An 18793-nucleotide genomic window follows, 5' to 3' on the forward strand; every position below is an offset into this window, starting at 1 on the left:
CTGCTGGGTTAGCAGTTGATGAGCATTGGCTTAGGCGATCAACCGCTTAAACAGGCGTTCAGCATTGGTGGTGGTAATCGTCGCAACTTCATTAAGGCTCAAATCGCGCAAACGGGCAATTGCTTCGGCCACATAAGCCACATAGCTTGGCTCGTTACGTTTGCCACGATATGGGTGCGGCGTAAGATATGGTGCATCAGTTTCAATTAATATGCGATCAAGCGGCGCACGCTGAACCACATCGTGCAACTCCACAGCTTTTTTGAAGGTCACTGGCCCAGAGAACGAAAGATAAAACCCAACATCCAAACAAGCCTCGGCGTAGGCCCAATCGCCACTAAACGAGTGCATCACCCCAGCTTGGCCTCGAGCCGACGCATCCAAAATGCGCAGCGTATCGGCGACAGCATCGCGGCTGTGGATGACCACCGGAAAATCCAGTTCGCGGGCCATCGCTAGTTGTTGGCGAAACAGTTGCTCTTGAATATCGTGGGGCGCACGATCATGATAATAATCAAGCCCAATTTCGCCCAAGGCGACCACCCGTGGCTCAGCCAGCAACTGGCGAATTTGCGCTAATTCAGCATCGCCAGTATTCAAAGCATAATGCGGCTGAATGCCCACGCTGGCCCACACCATGGGTTGGCTTTGGGCTAAGGCAACGCTGGCACGCGATGAAGCCAAATCGTAGCCAATATTGATCATACGAGTTACGCCAGCGGCTTGGGCACGCTCAAACACTGCCGCTCGGTCATCATTAAATTGATCGCTATGAACATGAGTGTGGGTATCAATTAACATGGATCTTCCTACGGTGCTAAGGCTCTCTCATAATTGAGTTGTGGCACGCTCAACAATCGGTTAATTTTCCGTGATCACCACCCCTCCGCCCCGCCTCAAGGCGGGGAAGGCAGGGTGTTTTCATCCCCCTGCACCCCCTAAAGGACAATTTGGGGGATACATCGATTGTGAATTCATCCAAAATGTGGTTACTGAGTATGGACAAAAGATCCTGCTCATCCACACATTTGGGTGTAACACAGCCAAACACGATTATACCCAAACATCGCACACAATAGCAAAATTCTGTTACCATAGAACCACGATTAAGTTATGGAGGATGATTCCTATGGCAGTACGTTCGGCTGAAGCAACATGGACTGGCTCTTTACGCGAAGGCGCAGGCTCGGTCAAAACTGGCAGTGGCGCAGTGGAAGGCAGCTACTCATTTCCTTCACGCTTTGAAGATGGCACTGGCACCAACCCCGAAGAATTGATTGCAGCCGCTCACGCTGGTTGTTTTTCAATGGCATTAACCGCCGATCTCGGTCGCGGTGGCTTCGAGCCAAAGAGCGTTCACACGGTTGCCAAGGTTCATATCGAACGCGGCGATGCAGGTTTTAGCATCACCAAAATCGAATTGCACACCGAAGCCGATGTGCCAAACATCGATGCTGCGGCATTTGCTGAATTTGCTGAAAAGGCCAAAGTAAATTGCCCAATCTCAAAGGCCTTGGCAGCAGTTCCAACCATTGAATTACATGCAACCTTGAAATAACAGCAAGCAACTTGGTTTAGGTTGAATCCCCTTGATCAGCAATTGCTCAAGGGGTTGCTATTTTAAATTCTTCAGATTTCACCCTTGCCGAACCCTAGCCCTTGTGAAATTTGGTGCAACATTGCAGCATTGTTAAAACCTCGCTATAATCATGACGCAGTATGTCATAAACTAATGATATACTTCAAATCAAGCAAACAAAACCCTCTTTATTCAATTCATTCATCTGCGTCAATTGCAAAGGAGCACCTTCGATGGCAGACCTCAGCACAATAACTGTTAGTGATTACATTGCGACCGCCCTGCCGGAACAATTGGCAAGCCAAAGTGGTGGCTTGGAAGATGCGACCTATGCAATTCAGTATTTAGTTGATGGGACGGCCTACGCGGTGAGCTATAGCGCTGGTCGCGGTGAAGTAGTCAATGGCACGGTTGAAAATCCATTATTAACTGTGATCCTCGACGAGCCAACTTGGCGCGGCGTGATTACCGAAGAAACCGCCTCGGCAGATGCTTTGGTTAGCCCAGCCAAAATGAGCGCTAGCCGCATGGAAAAACTGCAAAATCTCAAGGGCAAATTCAACCTTGAATTGACCAAAGCCGATGGCAGCATCGCCTATTCAACCACCACCTTCAACAGCGTTGATACCCCTGAAGTCACCCTCATGATGAAGGCCGAAGATTACGCCAAAATCCTCAAGGGCGAACTCAATAGCCAAATGGCCTTTATGACTGGCAAACTCAAATTCAAAGGCGACATGAATTTCCTCATGAAGCTCGGCACACTCATGTAATTGATGAAGGATGAAGGATGAAGGATGAAGGATGACATTAACTGATGTTTCATCCCTCATCCCTCATCCTTCGGACTTCTTTTGAGGGAGCAACGATGATTTCCTTCTCTCCATCTGAAGAACAAGCCCTGATTGTTGATACGCTTAAACGTTTTGCCAAGGATCGTCTGCGCTCGATTTTTCGCGAGGCCGACGAAAATGGTGAATTGCCCGCCGATATTCTGAGCAAAGGCTGGGAATTAGGCTTGGTCGGTTCGTCGATTCCTGAGCAATACGGCGGTTTTGGTGAATTTTCTGCGGTAACCGGTGCTTTGGCACTCGAAGAGTTGGCATGGGGCGATTTGGCTAGTGCTTTGGCTTTGAGCGCTCCTGCTAGCTTTGCCTTTGCGATTTTGGCGGCTGGCACTGAAGCCCAACGCGAAGCCTTATTGCCTCAATTTAGCGAAGAAAGCTTCGTTAATGCCACCTCAGCCTTGATCGAACCCCGCTTGCAATTCAACCCGCGCAAATTGCAAACCACAGCCACCAGCGATGGCAATGGCTATGTGTTGAATGGGGTCAAAAGCTATGTACCACTGGCCAACAGCGCCGAACATTTCTTGATCTACGCTGCGGAAAATGGCCAAACCCAAGCCTTTATTGTGCCCGCTAAAACCGTTGGCCTGAGCGTTGGCGAACGTGAAAAATTGATGGGTGTACGGGCACTCGAAGTTGCTCGTATCACTCTCGATAACGTGAAGGTTGCCGCCGATGCCAAACTTGGTGGTGAGGCAGGCATCGATTTCGGGCGTTTGTATGCACGATCGCAAGTAGCCTTAGCCGCTTTGGCGATTGGGGTTGCCCGTGGAGCCTACGAATACGCCCTCGATTACGCTCGCAATCGCCAAACGTTTGGCGAAGCAATCGGCCAACGCCAATCAATCGCTTTTATGTTGGCCGAAATGCTGGTCGAAATTGATGGCGCTCGCTTGATGGTTTGGGAAGCCGCTTGGAAGCTCGATAATAACCAAGAAGTCACCCGCGATGCGCTCATGGCCAAACACAACGCCGACAAAACGGTCTTGATGGTTTGCGACCGCGCCTTGCAAATTCTTGGTGGTCACGGCTATATCCGCGAGTTTCCAGTCGAATTATGGCTGCGCAACGCTCGCGGCTTCAGCACCTTCGACGGCTTGGCAATGGTCTAAGTAAAGGCAGAAATTAAAAGTCAAAAGTCAAAATTTTAAACCAAAACTAAAAGTTGGAAAGCCAAATATACTATTCGCAAACTAGAGTATTTTGATTTTCGCCTTCTATCTTTTGCCTTTTGACTTTTGCCCTTTGATTTGATACATGGGGGTTCTCATGGCGATTGATTTTAAATTATCCGAAAGCATTGATACCCAACGCCAAATGGCGCAGATGGTTGCTGAACAAATGATGCGGCCTGTTTCACGCCATTTCGATGAGCACGAACACGATATTCCATGGGATTATATCAATGCAATGTGGCCAATTATGCGCCAAAATCCAATGTTTGGTGCTGTCGATAAACCCGAAACTGCAACCGACCCCAACAAACCCAAAAAGCCCAAAACTGGCAATGTGCGCATGGTGCACTTGATCGAGGCGCTTTCGTGGGGCGATGCAGGCATGTATCTGACCACGCCAGGCGGCGCGTTGGGCGGGGCTGCGGTTGCCGCTGCTGGCACGAGCGACCAAAAAAATCGCTTCTTGGCTCGCTTTGGCGATAGCGAAACTCCAGTTTGGGGTTCGATGGCGATGACCGAACCACAAGCTGGCTCGGATACTTCGGCGATTCGTACCACCGCTGTGCGTGATGGCGATTCGTGGATCTTAAACGGCGAAAAGATCTATTGTACTGGTGGACGTTTGTCGCTCGAAGAATCGCAAGGTTTAGTGGTGGTTTGGGCCACTGTCGATCCCAAGCTTGGCCGCGCTGGCATGAAGGCCTTTGTGGTCGAAGCTGGCACGCCAGGCATGCAAGTGACCAAACTTGAGCACAAAATGGGGATTCGCGCCAGCGATACCGCCGCAGTTGTATTCACCGATTGCCGTATTCCATTTGATAACGTGCTAGGCAACCCCGAAATTCCGAAGGCCGAGGCAACTGCTGCCAGTGCTGACGCACCCAAGGGCTTCAAGGGTGCCATGAAAACCTTTGATGCAACCCGCCCAGCCGTGGCTGCTTCAGCCTTGGGAATTGCCCGCGCCGCCTTGGAATTGTTGCGCGAACAACTTAGCATTGCTGGCATCCCAATCCGCGACGATGTGCCAGTTAATGAGATGAGCGCAATCGAACGTGATGTATTGGAATTAGAAGCCCAACACAAAGCTGCGTGGTTGCTCACGCTCAAAGCCGCATGGATGATGGATTCAGGCGAAGCCAACACGGTCGAAGCCTCAGCCTGCAAAGTCAAAGCTGGCGAAGCCGCGACGGTCATCACTCAAAAAGCGGTCGAACTCTTGGGGCCATTAGGCTATACTCGCGAACTTTTAGCTGAAAAGTGGATGCGCGATGCCAAGATCAACGACATTTTTGAAGGCACTGGCCAAATCAACCGCTTGATCATCGCTCGGCGGATTTTGGGCTTCTCGTCACGCGAATTAAAATAGGCTTTACTATTGAGCACGTGCTGGTTTGCCAGTACGTGCTTTTTTGATTTTTAGCCAAGAGGTCGTTCATGCAAGCCCCTGAGAGTGTTATCAATCATTCCAAACTTCAAGCAACGTTTGGTCAAGCCAGCTTCGAACAATTAGTCCAAGCCACCTATCAGGGCGATCCATTGGCCGATGCGGTGATTGCTGAGTTTGCTCAATTTGGGCGGCCTGCCCGCCAAGCGCTGCAAACTGGCTTGGTTGAAGGGTTAGCTCAGCTTGAGGGTGATTTTCCGGCAATTCGCGCCTTTGTTGCTGCCGCCGAAAGCTTGCCCGCTTGGGTTGAGCTTGCGCGGCTTGAGCGCGGCGCACAAGCCTATTGCTCAATCGGCATGCTTTGGCTGACCTTGGCGCTCGGTCCAGGTTCGTTGGTGCATACCTACAGCGCTCCAACCATCGCCGATCTTTTGGTACAAACTGGCGATCTTGAGCATATGGCAACCAAGCGCATCATCGAAACGGGCACATGGGGCATGGCGATCGCTATTCCGCAGCAGCTCCAACGCGGCGGCTTGGGCTATGTGCATAGTTTACAGGTACGCTTGTTACACGCCCAAATTCGCAACGCTATGCTCAAACGCGGTTGGACTCAAACTAAAACTGGCTTGCCAATTAATCAGCTTGAAATGGTACGCACTTGGCTGGATTTTACCTATGTGCCATTTACTGCACTGGCTCGCTTTGGTATCGATTTCACAGCCGCTGAATTGAGCGATTTGTATCATCTTTGGCGCTATATTGGCTATTTACTAGGAATCGACCCCAGTATTTATCACCATGTGGTTGATCAAGCCTCGGCGGCCCGCTTGTTGGAATGGGTTGATGGCAGCATGCAGCCGCCCAATGCCAACTCACGCCGCTTGACCGCAGCCATGATCCAAGCCGTCAGTGAATTGGTGCAACCATTGATCAAGCGCTCGTTCAAATTTTCGTTTGCCTTGGTAACCGCGCTGACCCATCATTTTCATGGTCGCCAACTTTCGCAGCAACTAGGTATCAAACGATCATGGATTAGCTTGCTGGTTCCGTTGGTCGTTTTGGCAAATCGTTGGCAACGTTGTAAATTGCGCCGCAACCCGACCGCTTGGCAAGCCCAAATTCAAGCTACTGCCGCCGATTTTCGTGAACGTGTGGTCAATGCCAATCCAACCGCCTATCAACCCAAAAAAGATGGCTAAAATCGAACAGCTTACATGTCACATTGCAAGCTACTCAATCGTCATAGCTTCAGAATGTTTTTTACAAACTGGAGTTAACGATGCATACGCAAAAACCTGTGGTAGTGATTGGCGGTGGTTTGGCAGGCCTGACGGCGGCAAATTATCTGGCGCGGGCTGGCAAGCAGGTAATCTTGTTGGAGCGGGCTAAGCACTTAGGCGGTCGTGCTCGAACCAATCGCGAACATGGCTTTGAGATCAATTTTGGCCCACATGCTTTATATTTGAAGGGTGCTGGAGCACGAGTACTGCGCGAATTGAATCTGTTGCCAGCTGGCTCGAAGCCGATTGCACCCGATGTATTATGGGCTGAACAACGGCTTTATCCAACTAAATCGATTAAAGCGGCACTGACCACCCCCTTGCTTAATCGGCGGGCCAAATGGCAATTTTTGCGCAGCTTTGCCAAAATTCCGTTTATCAACCCAGCCAATTATGCCGATCGTAGCTTTGCCCAATGGATCGAGCAGCAAGCCGATGAGCCACACGTCCGCCAATTGTTGGCAATGTTTGGGCGTTTGACCACCTATGGCGCAGCCAACGACTTGCAAAGCGCCGCCGCCACCCTTGAGAATATCAAAACTGGCTTGGCCGGAGTGTTGTATGTTGATCATGGCTGGCAAGTGATCGTTGAGTCGTTGATCAACAAAGCGCGTCAAGCAGGGGTTGAATTATGCACCAGCCAACGGGTTCAGGCAATCCAGCCAAGCCATGCTGGGGTGACGATTCAACTAGCTGATGGCACAACTATGCAAGCCGAAGCCGTGGTTTTAGCAGTTACGCCGCAGGCAGCCAATGAATTAATTGGCACAAGCCAGCACTTTCAGCGCCATTACCAACGATTGTTGCCAATTACTGCCGCTTGTTGGGATGTTGGCTTACGGCACTTGCCCCAACCAGAGCGGCGCTTCTTGCTGGGCGTTGATCAACCATACTATGCGGTTGCTCACTCTAGCTATGCCAAACTTGCAACTCAAGGCCAAGCATTAATTCATGTCATGAAATATCTCGACCCGCGCCAAACCTATGATCCCAAACAAACCCGTGCCGAATTAGAACAATTGCTGGATCATTACCAAGCTGGCTGGCGTGATCAACTGGTTACTAGCCAATTTTTGCCGTCGATCACTGTTAGTTATGATACACCCCAAGTTCAATTTGGCGGTTTGGTTGGACGCACACCCGTGGTTTTAGATGATTGCCCGAAGGTTTATTTGGCGGGCGATTGGGTTGGAGCCGAGGGCCAATTGGCCGATGCCAGTTTTGCTAGTGGCTACACCGCAGCCAAACAGCTGCTGCAACCAGCACCCCAAAGCCAGATGCGCAGCGTAGGAGCCTTGGCATGAACCAGGTTGAGCTATTCGAAAGCTATCGCGGCTATTTATTTGGTATTGCCTATCGCATGCTTGGCAGCGTGATGGATGCCGAAGATTGTTTGCAAGAGACCTTTTTGCGCTGGCAAAACCATGCCGAGCAGGTTGAAAACCCACGGGCTTGGCTGGCAACCGTGGCAACGCGTTGGTGCCTTGATCAGCTTAATACGGCGCGACATCAACGTGAGCAATACATCGGCGAATGGCTGCCAGAGCCATTAATTATCGCCGCACCTAACAGCAACGTTGAACAACTCGAATCATTATCAACTGCATTTTTAGTGCTGCTCGAACGCCTTTCGCCGGCTGAACGTGCAGTTTTTTTACTGCACAAAGTTTTTGGCTACGAATATAGCGAAATTGCCGAGATTGTGGGCAAAACCCCAGCCGCCTGCCGTCAACTTGGTCATCGGGCCGCCGAACATGTGGCCCAAGCACGTCCACGCTTCAAGGTTGAGCCAAGCATACAACAACGGCTGAGCGAACAATTTTTACAAAGTTGTGCAACTGGCAATTTAAATGGCTTGATGAGCCTGCTTACCGAGGATGTGGTGTTGCGCAGTGATGGCGGCGGCGTGGTGCAAGCAGCACGGAACCCAATTTATGGGCCAGCCGCAGTTGGCCGTTTCTTGCTGGGTGTATTGCCCAAATTGCCAGCCAATAGTGTGTTTGAACCACGCTTGATCAATGGACAAGCTGGGTTTGTGGCGCTGGTTGATGGGCAGGCTAGTGGCACATTGATTTTAGATATGCTCGATCAACAGATTGCTGGGATTTATATTATGCTCAACCCGCAAAAATTGCAGCATCTGACTCAATCGTTGGGCTAATCTGAGCACTGACGACAGCAGTCACAATTTGTTGAATCGCCATGCTTAGCCTATACTGAATCAAGGGATCGATTTGGAGCACATCTCGTTGTGCTCCTCAGTGTGAGGTCTATCAGATGACGGTTGATGCTGCCTTGGCATGGGTCAACGATCGCCACGACGATCTGTTGGCTCGATTTAGTGAACTGCTGCGCATTCCTTCAGTGAGTACCGACCCCGCCTATGCTGCCGATGTCCAACGCTGTGCTGATTGGTTGGTTGGTGATCTCCAACGAATTGGGTTCGCCAATTGCCAAGCGATCACTACCAGCGGCCATCCTGTCGTCTATGGCGAGTGGCTCAAGGCTGGCGCGGCAGCCCCAACGATCTTGGTATATGCCCATTATGATGTTCAGCCAGTCGAGCCGCTAGAATTGTGGGAAACCCCGCCGTTCGAGCCAGTGCTGCGCGATGGCAAATTGTATGCCCGTGGCTCGATTGACGATAAATGTGGCGCATTTGCCAATTTGATCGCCTTTGAAGCGCTGCTGGCAACTACTGGCACACTTCCGGTCAATATTAAAGTAATCTTCGAGGGCGAAGAAGAAACTGGCTCGCCTGCGATGGAGCCATTTGTGCGCGATTATAAAGATTTGCTCGCCGCAGATTTGATGTTAATTTGTGATGGTGGCTCGCTGCCCGACCAACCGCTCATGTTCTATACTGCGCGAGGAATCATCGGAGCCGAAGTTAAAGTAACTGGGCCAAGCCATGATCTACATTCAGGCTTAACCGGTGGGGCAGTTCAAAACCCCATTCATGTGGTTGGTAACATTATCGCCGCGCTGCACGACCAAACCGGACGCATCCAAATTCCTGGCTTTTACGCCGATGTGCAAATACCTTCGGCCAAAGAGCAAGCACTCATGGATGCGCAAGAACCAGATTTTTTCGAGATGTTGAAAAACGAAAGTGGCCGCGAGACATTTTGGGCTGATCAGCTTGGTTCGCTGGTTACTCGTACCACCGCCTTGCCAACCTGCGATGTCAATGGCATTTGGGGTGGCTACCAAGGTGCAGGCAGCAAAACAATTATTCCGGCTGAAGCAGGCTTCAAAGTCACAATGCGCTTGGTAGCCAACCAAGATCCTCATGGTATTCTCGAAGCATTTTGCCAGTTTGTCCAAAGCTTCGCCAGCCCTACCGCCGATGTGAGCGTCACCAAAGGCCCAACCAGTTATCCAGTCAATTTGCTCTACGATGGGCCAGTCATCGAAGCTCTGCAAGCCGCCTTTGAAGCGACTTGGGGCAAACCCGCCATGCTCTATCGTCAAGGTGGTTCCGTGCCAATTATGGGCATGTTTCAGCGCGAATTGGGCATTGCCTTGGCAACCTTGGGCTTTGGCACAGGTGATAACGGCCATGCACCCAACGAATATCTGTTCGTTGATGCCTTCTTCCGTGGCGTTGCCACCGCCATCCATTTCTACACCCGGATGGGGCAGCAATAAGCTAGACAAGCGCAGAGGGAACGTAATCCCTCTGCGCCACTACCTATAGCGATTAACTTCTTAGTTATGTAAGGTTAAAACTGCAAATGGCTCGCCAAATGGCTGTTCAGTTGTTTCAACAAAACCACATGCCTGATACAAACGCTGTGCAACCTCATTCTCAGCTTCATAACTAACCCCAATCGACCTGCCACCAGCCGCCCGAATCGCTAAGATCACCTGATCAATCGCTTGCCGCCCATAGCCACGCCCTTGGAATCGGACATCCACTAACAGGCGGAGAATCCCCCAACCATATTCGGGATCATGACCATACATCACAAACCCAACCATCATATCATCAGCATATATGCCTTGGGTGATCCAGTGAGGCTCAAACATAGATTGGACAAGCGAGGCTGCTGTATTGGCAACAAATCGCGTTTGATGGGGAGCGACGGTTAATGCTAAACAGGCACGCGCATTGGCAAGCGTAATCAGCTGAAGTTGAATCGTACTATCAGGATAAATCCGTGGTGAAATTGATAATCCAACCGTTGGCTCCTCGGCTACATCGGTCGGGATCAGCAACCATCCAAGGGCAACTAAAAACGCCTGGACAACAAGATTCGATGGATAAGCAGCGTAGAGATAGTCCACCGATGGATAGCATTCAAGCTCTGCTACCAATGAAGCAATTGCAGCCCGTCCATAGCCACGCCGGACATAACGCGAATCAATCATGAGATCATACAACCACCAGCGGCCATCATCGATCGAGCAGCCTGAAACAAGCAGGCCAACACTATTGCCAGTTTCATGATCGACAATGGCGCGGATCTGAGTATTCGGAATAATCGCGGCACGTGCATAGGCCATTGTTAAAGCAGATGGATCATCATAAGAAGCATTTGAGCTAAGCGATTGAGCCATGGCCAAGGTCAATGGTTGTAGCACCACATCCATACAATACTCCTTCCAAGGTTAATCCCAAGCAACAACAAAAGGGACGGCATCAATAGACCTTGAAGGTCTACTAGATGGCCGTCCCCAATGATGGTGGTCGGAATTCAATTAATACGAATATATATTCGCCTAACGATCCTACATCAACATGCGGAGCATTGTCAATACGTCTGAAAAGACTAGGATGAACGGTGTAAACATAGGTTTGCCAGCCACATTCACCAGTTTCTCGATCAGAATAAGACATATTTGGATTCATTGGTGACCATTGAGCATAGCACCTCTCATCGTAAACTAATCCAGCAATTGTGGTCGCGAGTTTAACTAGGAGCGCTGTTTATGCTGATTCGTCAAGGCGTTACGATTCATAATCCGCTAACCCAATCGCAAACTGTTGTACTCGAAAGTGATCAAGAAACCCAGGGGATGGGTTGGCTGCTTGAGGTAACCTGCCAACCCAACACCAAACCTGATATCGCTGAACATCGCCATTTAACCTGGACAGAGACCTTCGAAATTATGAGCGGCATCGCTCACTACAGCCTCGATGGCAAACAACAAATGCTCAAAGCAGGCGAGTCATTCCAAGTTAAGCCAAACCAAGCCCATATTCACCCATGGAATGCTGGCGATCAGCCGATGGTTTATCGCCAACGCAATCTGTTTGATCAAGCCAACCCCGCCGCCGTCCAAGATGTATTAGGGGTATTCGCTACTGTCGCCGATTTAGCTCGCCAAGGCAAGGTCAATGCCGAAGGATTACCCAAAAATCCCTTGCAACTCGCCGCTACTGCTCGAACTTTAGGTCGTTATGGCGGCTATGATACTCGCATGCCGATTGCGGTGCAGAAAGTATTGTCTGCAACACTTGGTCGGCTAGCCGAATTGCTAGGGTATCGCGGGGTCTACCCTGCTTAAATCTCGTGGCGATGGAGCAAGTGTGTGACTGCATTGCTAGGCTTTTAATTTTGAGGAAGGTTGTTTATGCGCTTTTCGTGGCGAATGCTGGGGACGATTGTCGGCTGGCTAATCTTTGGGGCTTGGGTTGGATTTGGCTATAGCATCGTTCAACAAAATGGCCAGCGCGGAATCCAAACCGTCGATTTTCAAAGCTATGCTTTGGCTGCTGAACAGATGCAACAACAGGTTAGCCCCTATCCTGCAATTGCTGAGGCTCAGGCAATGTGGCGCAGCGTGCATCAGTGGGAGCAGCGCATGCTCAACGCGCCTGATCTCGCCGCCAAGCTTGCCGTCAAAGCCGAATATGATCAAGTTGGGCAAATCGTTGGGCCATATTTGTACCCGCCGACGTTGGCCGCTATCGTAACCAGTTTACAGATTAGCAGCCTCGGGATGGCGGCAATTCTGAGCATTGCAACGCTCATATTTGTGGCATTTTGGCTCTATCTAACCAAACAAAGCAGTGGTTGGACGATTTGGGTTATGTTGAGCATGGAATGTTTGATCGGCATTGTAGCGGGCAATATTGAGTTTCTGCTCTTACTTGGGAGTTTGGTTGGCGGTTATTGGGCGCTCTATCACTCGCGCATAGCCACCGCACTGATTATTGCATTAATGCTGTTGATCAAACCATTTTATGGAATGTTTTTTGGAGCGCTAGCGCTGCTGGCCTATTGTAGCCTTGCCGATCAGACCGCTCGTCACGCCTTGCTCAAACGGATTGCGAGTATCGCTGGTTTAGCTTTAGGGTTGATTGGGCTTGAAATTTGGCGCTGGGATCGGGCGCTACGCGACGAAACCTTCAGCTATTTAACCCATACCTTAGAATATCAATGGTTTAACTTTCCAGCAGCTGAGCAAAGCCCAATGAGCATGTGGAACCGCACACCTTTACAAGGCTTGATCAACCTTGGCATCAACGCCAATAGTGCTCAAATCTTGGCAATTGGCTTATGGTTAGTAGTTTTGGGGCTGATCGGTTGGTTGGTTTGGCACAAAAATCTTGGTTTTCCGATGCTCTATGGCTTAAGCTTGCTCTTGTTGTATTGGGGGCGACCTGTGGGTTGGTCGTTCTCGTTTATCGAATTAATTGTGCTCAGTTTGGCTTGGCATTGGCTCAAACTATGGGGCAAAATTGGCCTCAGTACAGCAATGCTAGGCCTGATTGGCTCACGTTGGGTTGCCCTCATCCTGACAGCTCAAGCCCAAGGGATGCCACTCAATACACTGCAAACCACGACCTTCGCTTGGGAATCATGGTTGGTGCTGCCATGTTGTCTGGCCTGTTTGGGCTACGCCATTCGTCAACAATCGCAGCATAATGTTTCGATAGCCATAAACCAACAGCCTAGCGCACACTCTGCGCCACTGGGTTAAAATCCGATCACTGATCCCTAGTCCCTGACCTCTGACCATCAATTTTGACTATTGACAGTGAGCATTAGCTCTATGATGATATGGAAATCTCAAAGACTATTTCCATAGCGATTTGTTGGCGTTGTTTTAAGGGAATGTGTGATTATGCATATACCAATCCTTTCGCGTATCAGCACAAAAATCACCTTCGCCAGTGCATTACTACTATTTGCAACAATTTTGCTAGTGGTGGTTGGGCTATTACGTGGGTTTGCCCAAACCCGCACCGATGTAACCACCGCCAGTCAACATGGCTTGCAAAATCAAGGTCAGGTGGCTTTGTTTGATCTCACCCAAGTTGAGGCCAAGCTGCTTAATGCTAACCTTGAGCAAGTCGCCAGCACTACTCGCCATCTGGTAAGCTTGTTTAATAGCCTCGATCAAATTCCGAGTCTGAGCTTAACTGACCCATTGAGTCAACTTACGACTGGCACTACCAACAATCGTTTTGATGCCAACCCCAACCGCAAGAGCGATTTAGTGATTTTTGCCAATACTCCCGATACTGCGTTATTGCGCCAAAACCTACGCGATTCGCAAATTCTTGATGCAATTTTCCCTGGGGTTTTGGCCAATTTGGGCGATGCCCTAGCAATTTATTATGTTAGCAACGAAGGCCTGACCCGCTATTATCCAGTTTCGAATTTGCAAGATATTGTGCCACCTGATTTCGATGTGCCCAACGAAAATTTTTATACGATTGTAGCTCCAACTCGTAACCCTGAACGCCAAACGGTTTGGACAGATATTTACTCGGATGAATTGGGCAAAGGCTTATTAACAACCGTTAGCTCGCCAATTTACCAAGGTGATCAATTTCGTGGCTTTATCGGCATTGACATTACACTCAATGAATTTTTGAAACAACTTGAAACGATTAAACCCACCCCAAGTAGCTATGCTTTTGTGCTCGATCAACAGGGCGATGTGATTGCCGCGCCCCAAATTGCGCTCCAAACATTTTTGAATATTCCTAGCTCGCAAACCCTTAGCCCAAGCCAAACCCTCGAACTCCAGATGAACCCTACCACTGCACCAGCATTAGCCAGTGTGCTTGAACGGATGCAGAATAACCAAAGCGGCATTCAAACGCTCCAAGCGAACAACCAAGATTTAGTGGTAGCCAATGCTGCGCTGACCTCGATCAATTGGCATATTGTGGTGATTGCGCCTAAAACCGAGATCACCAGCGAAGCTCAAGCAGTTACCGCCACAATCGAAACCAGCTCAGGCCGGATTGTGGGCAAACTACTGTGGTTTTTAGCAGCATTAACAATTATCACCCTGCTAGCGACTTGGTTGATCAGCAATCGGCTGAGTCGGCCAATCGTGGCGCTAGTGCAAAATACCCAAGCCTTAGCCGAATCGAATCAGTTTGTGCAGTTGCCCGAGCAAAGCAACGATGAGCTAGGATTTTTGGCTCGCGCCTTCAATCAAATGGCCAGCAAAGTTCAGTCAGCTCAACAAAGTCTCCAACAAGTCAATCAAAATCTTGAGCAAACTGTGCAGCAACGTACCCACGAGCTAGAACAAGAGCGCGAATCGCTGCAACAAACCCTTGATCAACTTAAACATGCCAATAGCACAGTGGCCAAACTGACCGCACCAATTATTCCGGTGGCGCAAGGCGTGGTGGTTGTGCCAATTACAGGCAGCCTGAATACCGAGCGAATCGAGCAATTGCAACAAGCTATGTTACGCACTGCCGAGCGCCTACGAATTCATACCGTAATTTTGGATGTGACGGGCCTTGAGGTGTTGGAAGATTCAGCGACCTTTGTGCGCAGTCTTGATGCCTTACGCTTGCTTGGTTCAAAAGCAATGCTGGTTGGGGTAAGTGCTGATTTTGCCCAAGATTTGATTCAGAGCGGCATCAACCTTGATTCAGTTACAACCATGGCCAATCTGCAAGCAGCCGTCCGCGCAACATTAAATCAAGCCTAGAACCAGTGAACTTCATAAGAAAACCCCCGATCCACCCAAATGGATCGGGGGTTTTGGTTGGATGCTGGTCTAGCGGTCAGGAATGACATCTAAGAAGAGGGTTGAATAGGCCCGACCCAATTCAATTGGCTCTTTGAGTGCGCCCTGAGTTTGTAACATTTGGTGGGTAAACGACCAAAGATCGGGTCGCATATCGCCAATTTTGGTATTCGCAGGCTTAATCAACTTCAGCATTTCGGTTAAGCGGCGTAGTTGGGCATCACGATTGAGCTTAACATCGTAGGTCACCACATAATCAACCGCTTGGCTTGGGTTAGCAATGACATCATTCCAACCTTTGAAGGTAGCCTTGAGAAACCGAGTGACCAAATCGGGATTTTCAGTTGCCATTTTTTCGGTAGTAATCAGAACCAATTCATAGCTATTGATGCCGTAATCACTCATCAACATAATCGAAGGTGGATAGCCTCGCTCACTTAGTTCAATTGCTTCGTTGATATTCCAGGCCACCAACGCATCAATCTCGCCATCAATCAACTGATCGATGCCTGAATCAAAGCGGGGTAAAGGCTTGGCGCTCTCCAAATCAATGCCTTGGGCGGTCAACAAGGTATTGTAAAGCTGGGTTGCCCCGCCTTCCGAGACCAGCACTTTCTTGCCAACCAAATCTTGGGGCGTACGAATATTAGCGCCAGGCAGCGAAAGAATCGCCAATGGGCTATTTTGGGTTAGCACGGCAATTCCAACCACGGGCTTACCATTGGCGCGAGCTTGAATCACACTATCGGCACTGGCCACCCCAAAATCAGCAGCTCCGCTGCTGACTTTTTCAGTACCATCGATATAGCCGTTGGCATCAAAACCGCCTGCAATCAACTCAACATTCAAGTTCTGCTCACCAAAGCGGCCATTCTTTTCAGCAGCAAAAAAGCCCGACGACGAATAATCAAAAACCCAGTTCAACTGAAGCTTGACCGAATCCTTGGGTGCAGGTGTGGGGGTTGCTTGGCTCGTGCTACAAGCAGCAAGTAGCACCAGCATGAGCACACTGAGATAGCTTAACCGGCGCATCCTAACTCCTCGGCGAGACAGAAGCTTAACCATGGGCAACCTCCATGAACAAAAAAGCACTAAGCAGAATATAATCTAGATACGGGCTGTGTAAATGTCATTATTAGCTCGACCAAAGTCCTTGTCAAGGTCTATAAGTCCTAGCCAAGCGCTAGGCGTATAAAACACCAAAGGTTTAATTTCATACCAAAAGGATGTTTATCATGATCGAGCAACACAAACAATTATCGGCAATTGTGGTTCATCAAATCTATAACCAAGCCCAATTTGAGCAGATCGAGCTGATTTTTCACCCGCAATACGTGCAAAAACCGCTGGGCTATAATGGATTTAAAGGTGTTGAACGGCATGTCAACGAAGTACACAGCGTATTTAGCGGTTTAAACCTAAGCTTAATTGACCAAATTGCTGAGGCTGACGGCGTAGTTAATTTGGTGCTCTTTAATGGTACTCATACAGGTCAGCTCTGGGAATTTGCCCCAACCCAGCGCCAAGCCAGCGTTATGTTAATCTTGATTCATCGTTTTGTAGAAGGCAAAATTGTTGAAGCTATCTTCAACCTTGATCAGCTAGGCCTACTCCAACAACTTAAATTATTGCCAACCCCAATCTGGGCCAAACCCAACTAAGTGTCAGATTTTCAAGCTTGCTGGCCCTCTCTACTACACCATATAATTAAGCTATATAGCTAGTTTGTGTTGAGTAGAAAGGATTTCCATGGCACACGCTCAAACAATTTTGGTAACTGGGAGCAGCAGCGGCTTAGGTCGGGCAATCGTCGAAACTTTGGCCCAGCATGGCCACACCGTATTCGCCTCAATGCGCGGGATTGCTGGCAAAAATGCCCAAGCTGCCCAAGAATTACGCGATTTTGCTAGCCAGCATGGATTAAACATCGAACCAATCGAGCTTGATGTAGTCAATCAAGCCTCAGTGGATCAGGCAATTGCCACAATTCAAGCCAAAGCAGGCCGCCTCGATTGTTTGATCAACAACGCTGGTGCTGGATTGGCGGGATTAACCGAGGCCTGTAGCATCGAGCAAGTTCAGCAATTGTTTGATATCAATGTGTTTGGAGCGTTGCGGGTTACCAAAGCTGTTTTGCCATTAATGCGTCAACAGCAAGCAGGCCTGCTGATCACCATCTCCAGTACCAGTACTCAAATTGTTGTGCCATTTTTGGCCGCCTATGGAGCCAGCAAAGCCGCCGAAGAAATTATGGCCCAAAGTATGCATTACGAATTGACCTCGCTAGGCATTGATAGCGTAATTTTACAGTTAGGTGGCTATGCTACCAAATTTGGTACTAATATTCAGGTTGCTGCCGACCAAAGCCTGAATGCCGCCTATGGTTTGGCTGGACAATTTGCTCAAGGCATCAGCTCAGGGATTGTGGCTGGGTTAGAGTATGCTGATAATCCAGTTGATGTGGGCAATAAAATCAATGAAATTTTGGCCTTGCCCAGCGAGCAACGCCCACGCAAATATAGCATGGGCGGTGGTTCGCAAGGCCTGAATGAACTCAACCAACAGCTTGAGCCATTGCAAGCAGGCCTGATCGGCTTGATGCAGATGGAGCCATTGTTGTTGCGTAGCCAAACTGCTAGCTAGTCTACTCGTTGAGAGTCGAGAGAGGCTACAATTCAAGGAATCAGCCCATGCCTACAATCCAAATGGCCGAACCAACACTGGCCCTCGCCGAACAACTGGCGCAACGCTTTCATTGCACGCCCAACGAAGTATTGCGGCGTGGGCTGATTTTGCTCGAATTTTTACTTGCGCAACAAACCCAAGGCCACCAAATTAGCATCGCCGATCAGCAAACAATTCGGTGTTTGGTGCTGACCCATTATTCTGATGGCTATATTAATGTTCATGATGATCGGATTGTGTTCTAAGCTTATTTTCAATCCTCAATCTCAGAGAGATGCAACTCAATTCGGCGATCAGGTAAGAGCCAAATAATTGCTACTGCCACATAGAAAAAGCCCGCTAAGGCTGGATGAATAAAGGCACAGCCAATTGCTAAAATATAGAGCAAGGGCGAGAGTTTGCCTTTAAGATCACGCCCGATCAATTTTGCCAGTGAAGAATTTGCGCCTTGGCTGCGAATAATCGTGCGTTGCAAAATCCAATACGCCAGCGCCGCCCCCAACATCACAATCCCATAGGCGGCGGTAGGAATAGCCGCAAAGTGGTTTTCACCCATCCAGCCAGTGGTGAATGGCACCAACGAGAGCCAAAACAACAAGTGTAAATTAGCCCATAGCATTGCCCCATTGGCCTGTTTAGTCACATGCAGCATATGATGATGATTGTTCCAATAGATCCCAATATAGACAAAACTCAAAATGTACGATAGCAACACTGGCACTAACGGTTGTATATCAGCCCAAGTATCGCCATGAGGAATCTTCAACTCCAATACCATAATCGTCAAAATAATTGCGAGTACACCATCACTAAACGCCTCTAACCGCTGTGTTTTCATCACCACTCCTGAATCTTGCTGGAATTACAGCTATTTGACAATTTTT

Annotated in this window: 18 protein-coding genes; 14 read left to right on the forward strand and 4 right to left on the reverse strand. The window is 49.3% G+C overall.

The features are described 5' to 3' along the window. Window positions 1–30: 30 nt before the first annotated feature. Complete coding sequence (locus tag ABEB26_RS19245) at window positions 31–801, reverse strand: TatD family hydrolase (protein ID WP_345723672.1); 771 nt, start codon at window positions 799–801, stop codon at window positions 31–33. A gap of 328 nt (window positions 802–1129) precedes the next feature. Here ABEB26_RS19245 and ABEB26_RS19250 point away from each other — a divergent pair, with 328 nt between their 5' ends. The 8 genes from ABEB26_RS19250 (at window position 1130) to ABEB26_RS19285 (ending at window position 9920) form a co-directional block, all read left to right on the forward strand. Further along, window positions 1130–1558: an OsmC family peroxiredoxin gene (locus ABEB26_RS19250; protein WP_012188517.1), complete on the forward strand. Its 429-nt coding sequence runs from the start codon at window positions 1130–1132 to the stop codon at window positions 1556–1558. A gap of 254 nt (window positions 1559–1812) precedes the next feature. Continuing rightward, the gene (locus tag ABEB26_RS19255; RefSeq protein ID WP_345723673.1) at window positions 1813–2352 is read left to right on the forward strand and encodes an SCP2 sterol-binding domain-containing protein; all 540 of its coding nucleotides are present in this window, start codon (window positions 1813–1815) and stop codon (window positions 2350–2352) included. 95 nt (window positions 2353–2447) lie between these two features. Then, window positions 2448–3539, forward strand: a complete 1092-nt coding sequence (locus ABEB26_RS19260) for an acyl-CoA dehydrogenase family protein (protein WP_345723674.1) — start codon at window positions 2448–2450, stop codon at window positions 3537–3539. 157 nt (window positions 3540–3696) lie between these two features. Then, window positions 3697–4968: an acyl-CoA dehydrogenase family protein gene (locus tag ABEB26_RS19265; RefSeq protein WP_345723675.1), complete on the forward strand. Its 1272-nt coding sequence runs from the start codon at window positions 3697–3699 to the stop codon at window positions 4966–4968. Between the two features lie 68 nt (window positions 4969–5036). Then, complete coding sequence (locus ABEB26_RS19270; protein WP_345723676.1) at window positions 5037–6188, forward strand: oxygenase MpaB family protein; 1152 nt, start codon at window positions 5037–5039, stop codon at window positions 6186–6188. A gap of 80 nt (window positions 6189–6268) precedes the next feature. Continuing rightward, the gene (locus tag ABEB26_RS19275) at window positions 6269–7573 is read left to right on the forward strand and encodes a phytoene desaturase family protein (protein ID WP_345723677.1); all 1305 of its coding nucleotides are present in this window, start codon (window positions 6269–6271) and stop codon (window positions 7571–7573) included. Next, on the forward strand, window positions 7570–8430 hold the full coding sequence (locus ABEB26_RS19280) for an RNA polymerase sigma-70 factor (protein WP_345723678.1): 861 nt from the start codon (window positions 7570–7572) through the stop codon (window positions 8428–8430). Before ABEB26_RS19275 ends, ABEB26_RS19280 begins: the two co-directional genes overlap by 4 nt. 116 nt (window positions 8431–8546) lie before the next feature. Then, entirely contained in the window at window positions 8547–9920 is a 1374-nt protein-coding gene (locus ABEB26_RS19285) for a dipeptidase (RefSeq protein ID WP_345723679.1), read from the forward strand. A gap of 60 nt (window positions 9921–9980) precedes the next feature. Here the strand turns inward: ABEB26_RS19285 and ABEB26_RS19290 are convergent, their stop codons facing one another. Next, window positions 9981–10865 (reverse strand): GNAT family N-acetyltransferase, encoded by an 885-nt coding sequence (locus ABEB26_RS19290; protein ID WP_345723680.1) that lies wholly within the window; start codon window positions 10863–10865, stop codon window positions 9981–9983. 339 nt (window positions 10866–11204) lie between these two features. Here ABEB26_RS19290 and ABEB26_RS19295 point away from each other — a divergent pair, with 339 nt between their 5' ends. From ABEB26_RS19295 to ABEB26_RS19305, 3 genes are all read left to right on the forward strand, one after another. Next, window positions 11205–11783, forward strand: coding sequence for a cupin domain-containing protein (locus ABEB26_RS19295; protein WP_345723681.1), 579 nt, complete (start codon window positions 11205–11207; stop codon window positions 11781–11783). A gap of 66 nt (window positions 11784–11849) precedes the next feature. Continuing rightward, window positions 11850–13202: a hypothetical protein gene (locus tag ABEB26_RS19300; protein WP_345723682.1), complete on the forward strand. Its 1353-nt coding sequence runs from the start codon at window positions 11850–11852 to the stop codon at window positions 13200–13202. 144 nt (window positions 13203–13346) lie between these two features. After that, a complete protein-coding gene (locus ABEB26_RS19305; RefSeq protein ID WP_345723683.1) occupies window positions 13347–15185 on the forward strand; it encodes a cache domain-containing protein in 1839 nt (612 codons plus the stop codon). A 69-nt stretch (window positions 15186–15254) separates the two neighbouring features. On the opposite strand, the gene ABEB26_RS19310 is transcribed toward ABEB26_RS19305, so the two are convergent. Next, complete coding sequence (locus tag ABEB26_RS19310; RefSeq protein ID WP_345723684.1) at window positions 15255–16256, reverse strand: ABC transporter substrate-binding protein; 1002 nt, start codon at window positions 16254–16256, stop codon at window positions 15255–15257. 203 nt (window positions 16257–16459) lie between these two features. On the opposite strand from ABEB26_RS19310, the gene ABEB26_RS19315 reads away from it, so the two are divergent. The 3 genes from ABEB26_RS19315 to ABEB26_RS19325 all read left to right on the forward strand — a co-directional run bounded on the left by ABEB26_RS19315 (window position 16460) and on the right by ABEB26_RS19325 (window position 18154). Then, window positions 16460–16885 (forward strand): ester cyclase, encoded by a 426-nt coding sequence (locus ABEB26_RS19315; RefSeq protein WP_345723685.1) that lies wholly within the window; start codon window positions 16460–16462, stop codon window positions 16883–16885. An 88-nt stretch (window positions 16886–16973) separates the two neighbouring features. Then, a complete protein-coding gene (locus ABEB26_RS19320) occupies window positions 16974–17867 on the forward strand; it encodes an SDR family oxidoreductase (RefSeq protein WP_345723686.1) in 894 nt (297 codons plus the stop codon). Between the two features lie 47 nt (window positions 17868–17914). Then, window positions 17915–18154 carry a hypothetical protein gene (locus ABEB26_RS19325; RefSeq protein WP_345723687.1) on the forward strand — a complete coding sequence of 80 codons (240 nt, stop codon included), beginning with the start codon at window positions 17915–17917 and terminating at the stop codon, window positions 18152–18154. 8 nt (window positions 18155–18162) lie between these two features. Here ABEB26_RS19325 and ABEB26_RS19330 read toward each other — a convergent pair whose 3' ends face one another. After that, window positions 18163–18747, reverse strand: a complete 585-nt coding sequence (locus ABEB26_RS19330) for a TMEM175 family protein (RefSeq protein WP_345723689.1) — start codon at window positions 18745–18747, stop codon at window positions 18163–18165. Window positions 18748–18793 lie beyond the last annotated feature (46 nt).

The sequence above is a fragment of the Herpetosiphon gulosus genome (assembly GCF_039545135.1).
In the GTDB taxonomy this organism is placed as follows: Bacteria; Chloroflexota; Chloroflexia; order Chloroflexales; family Herpetosiphonaceae; genus Herpetosiphon; species Herpetosiphon gulosus.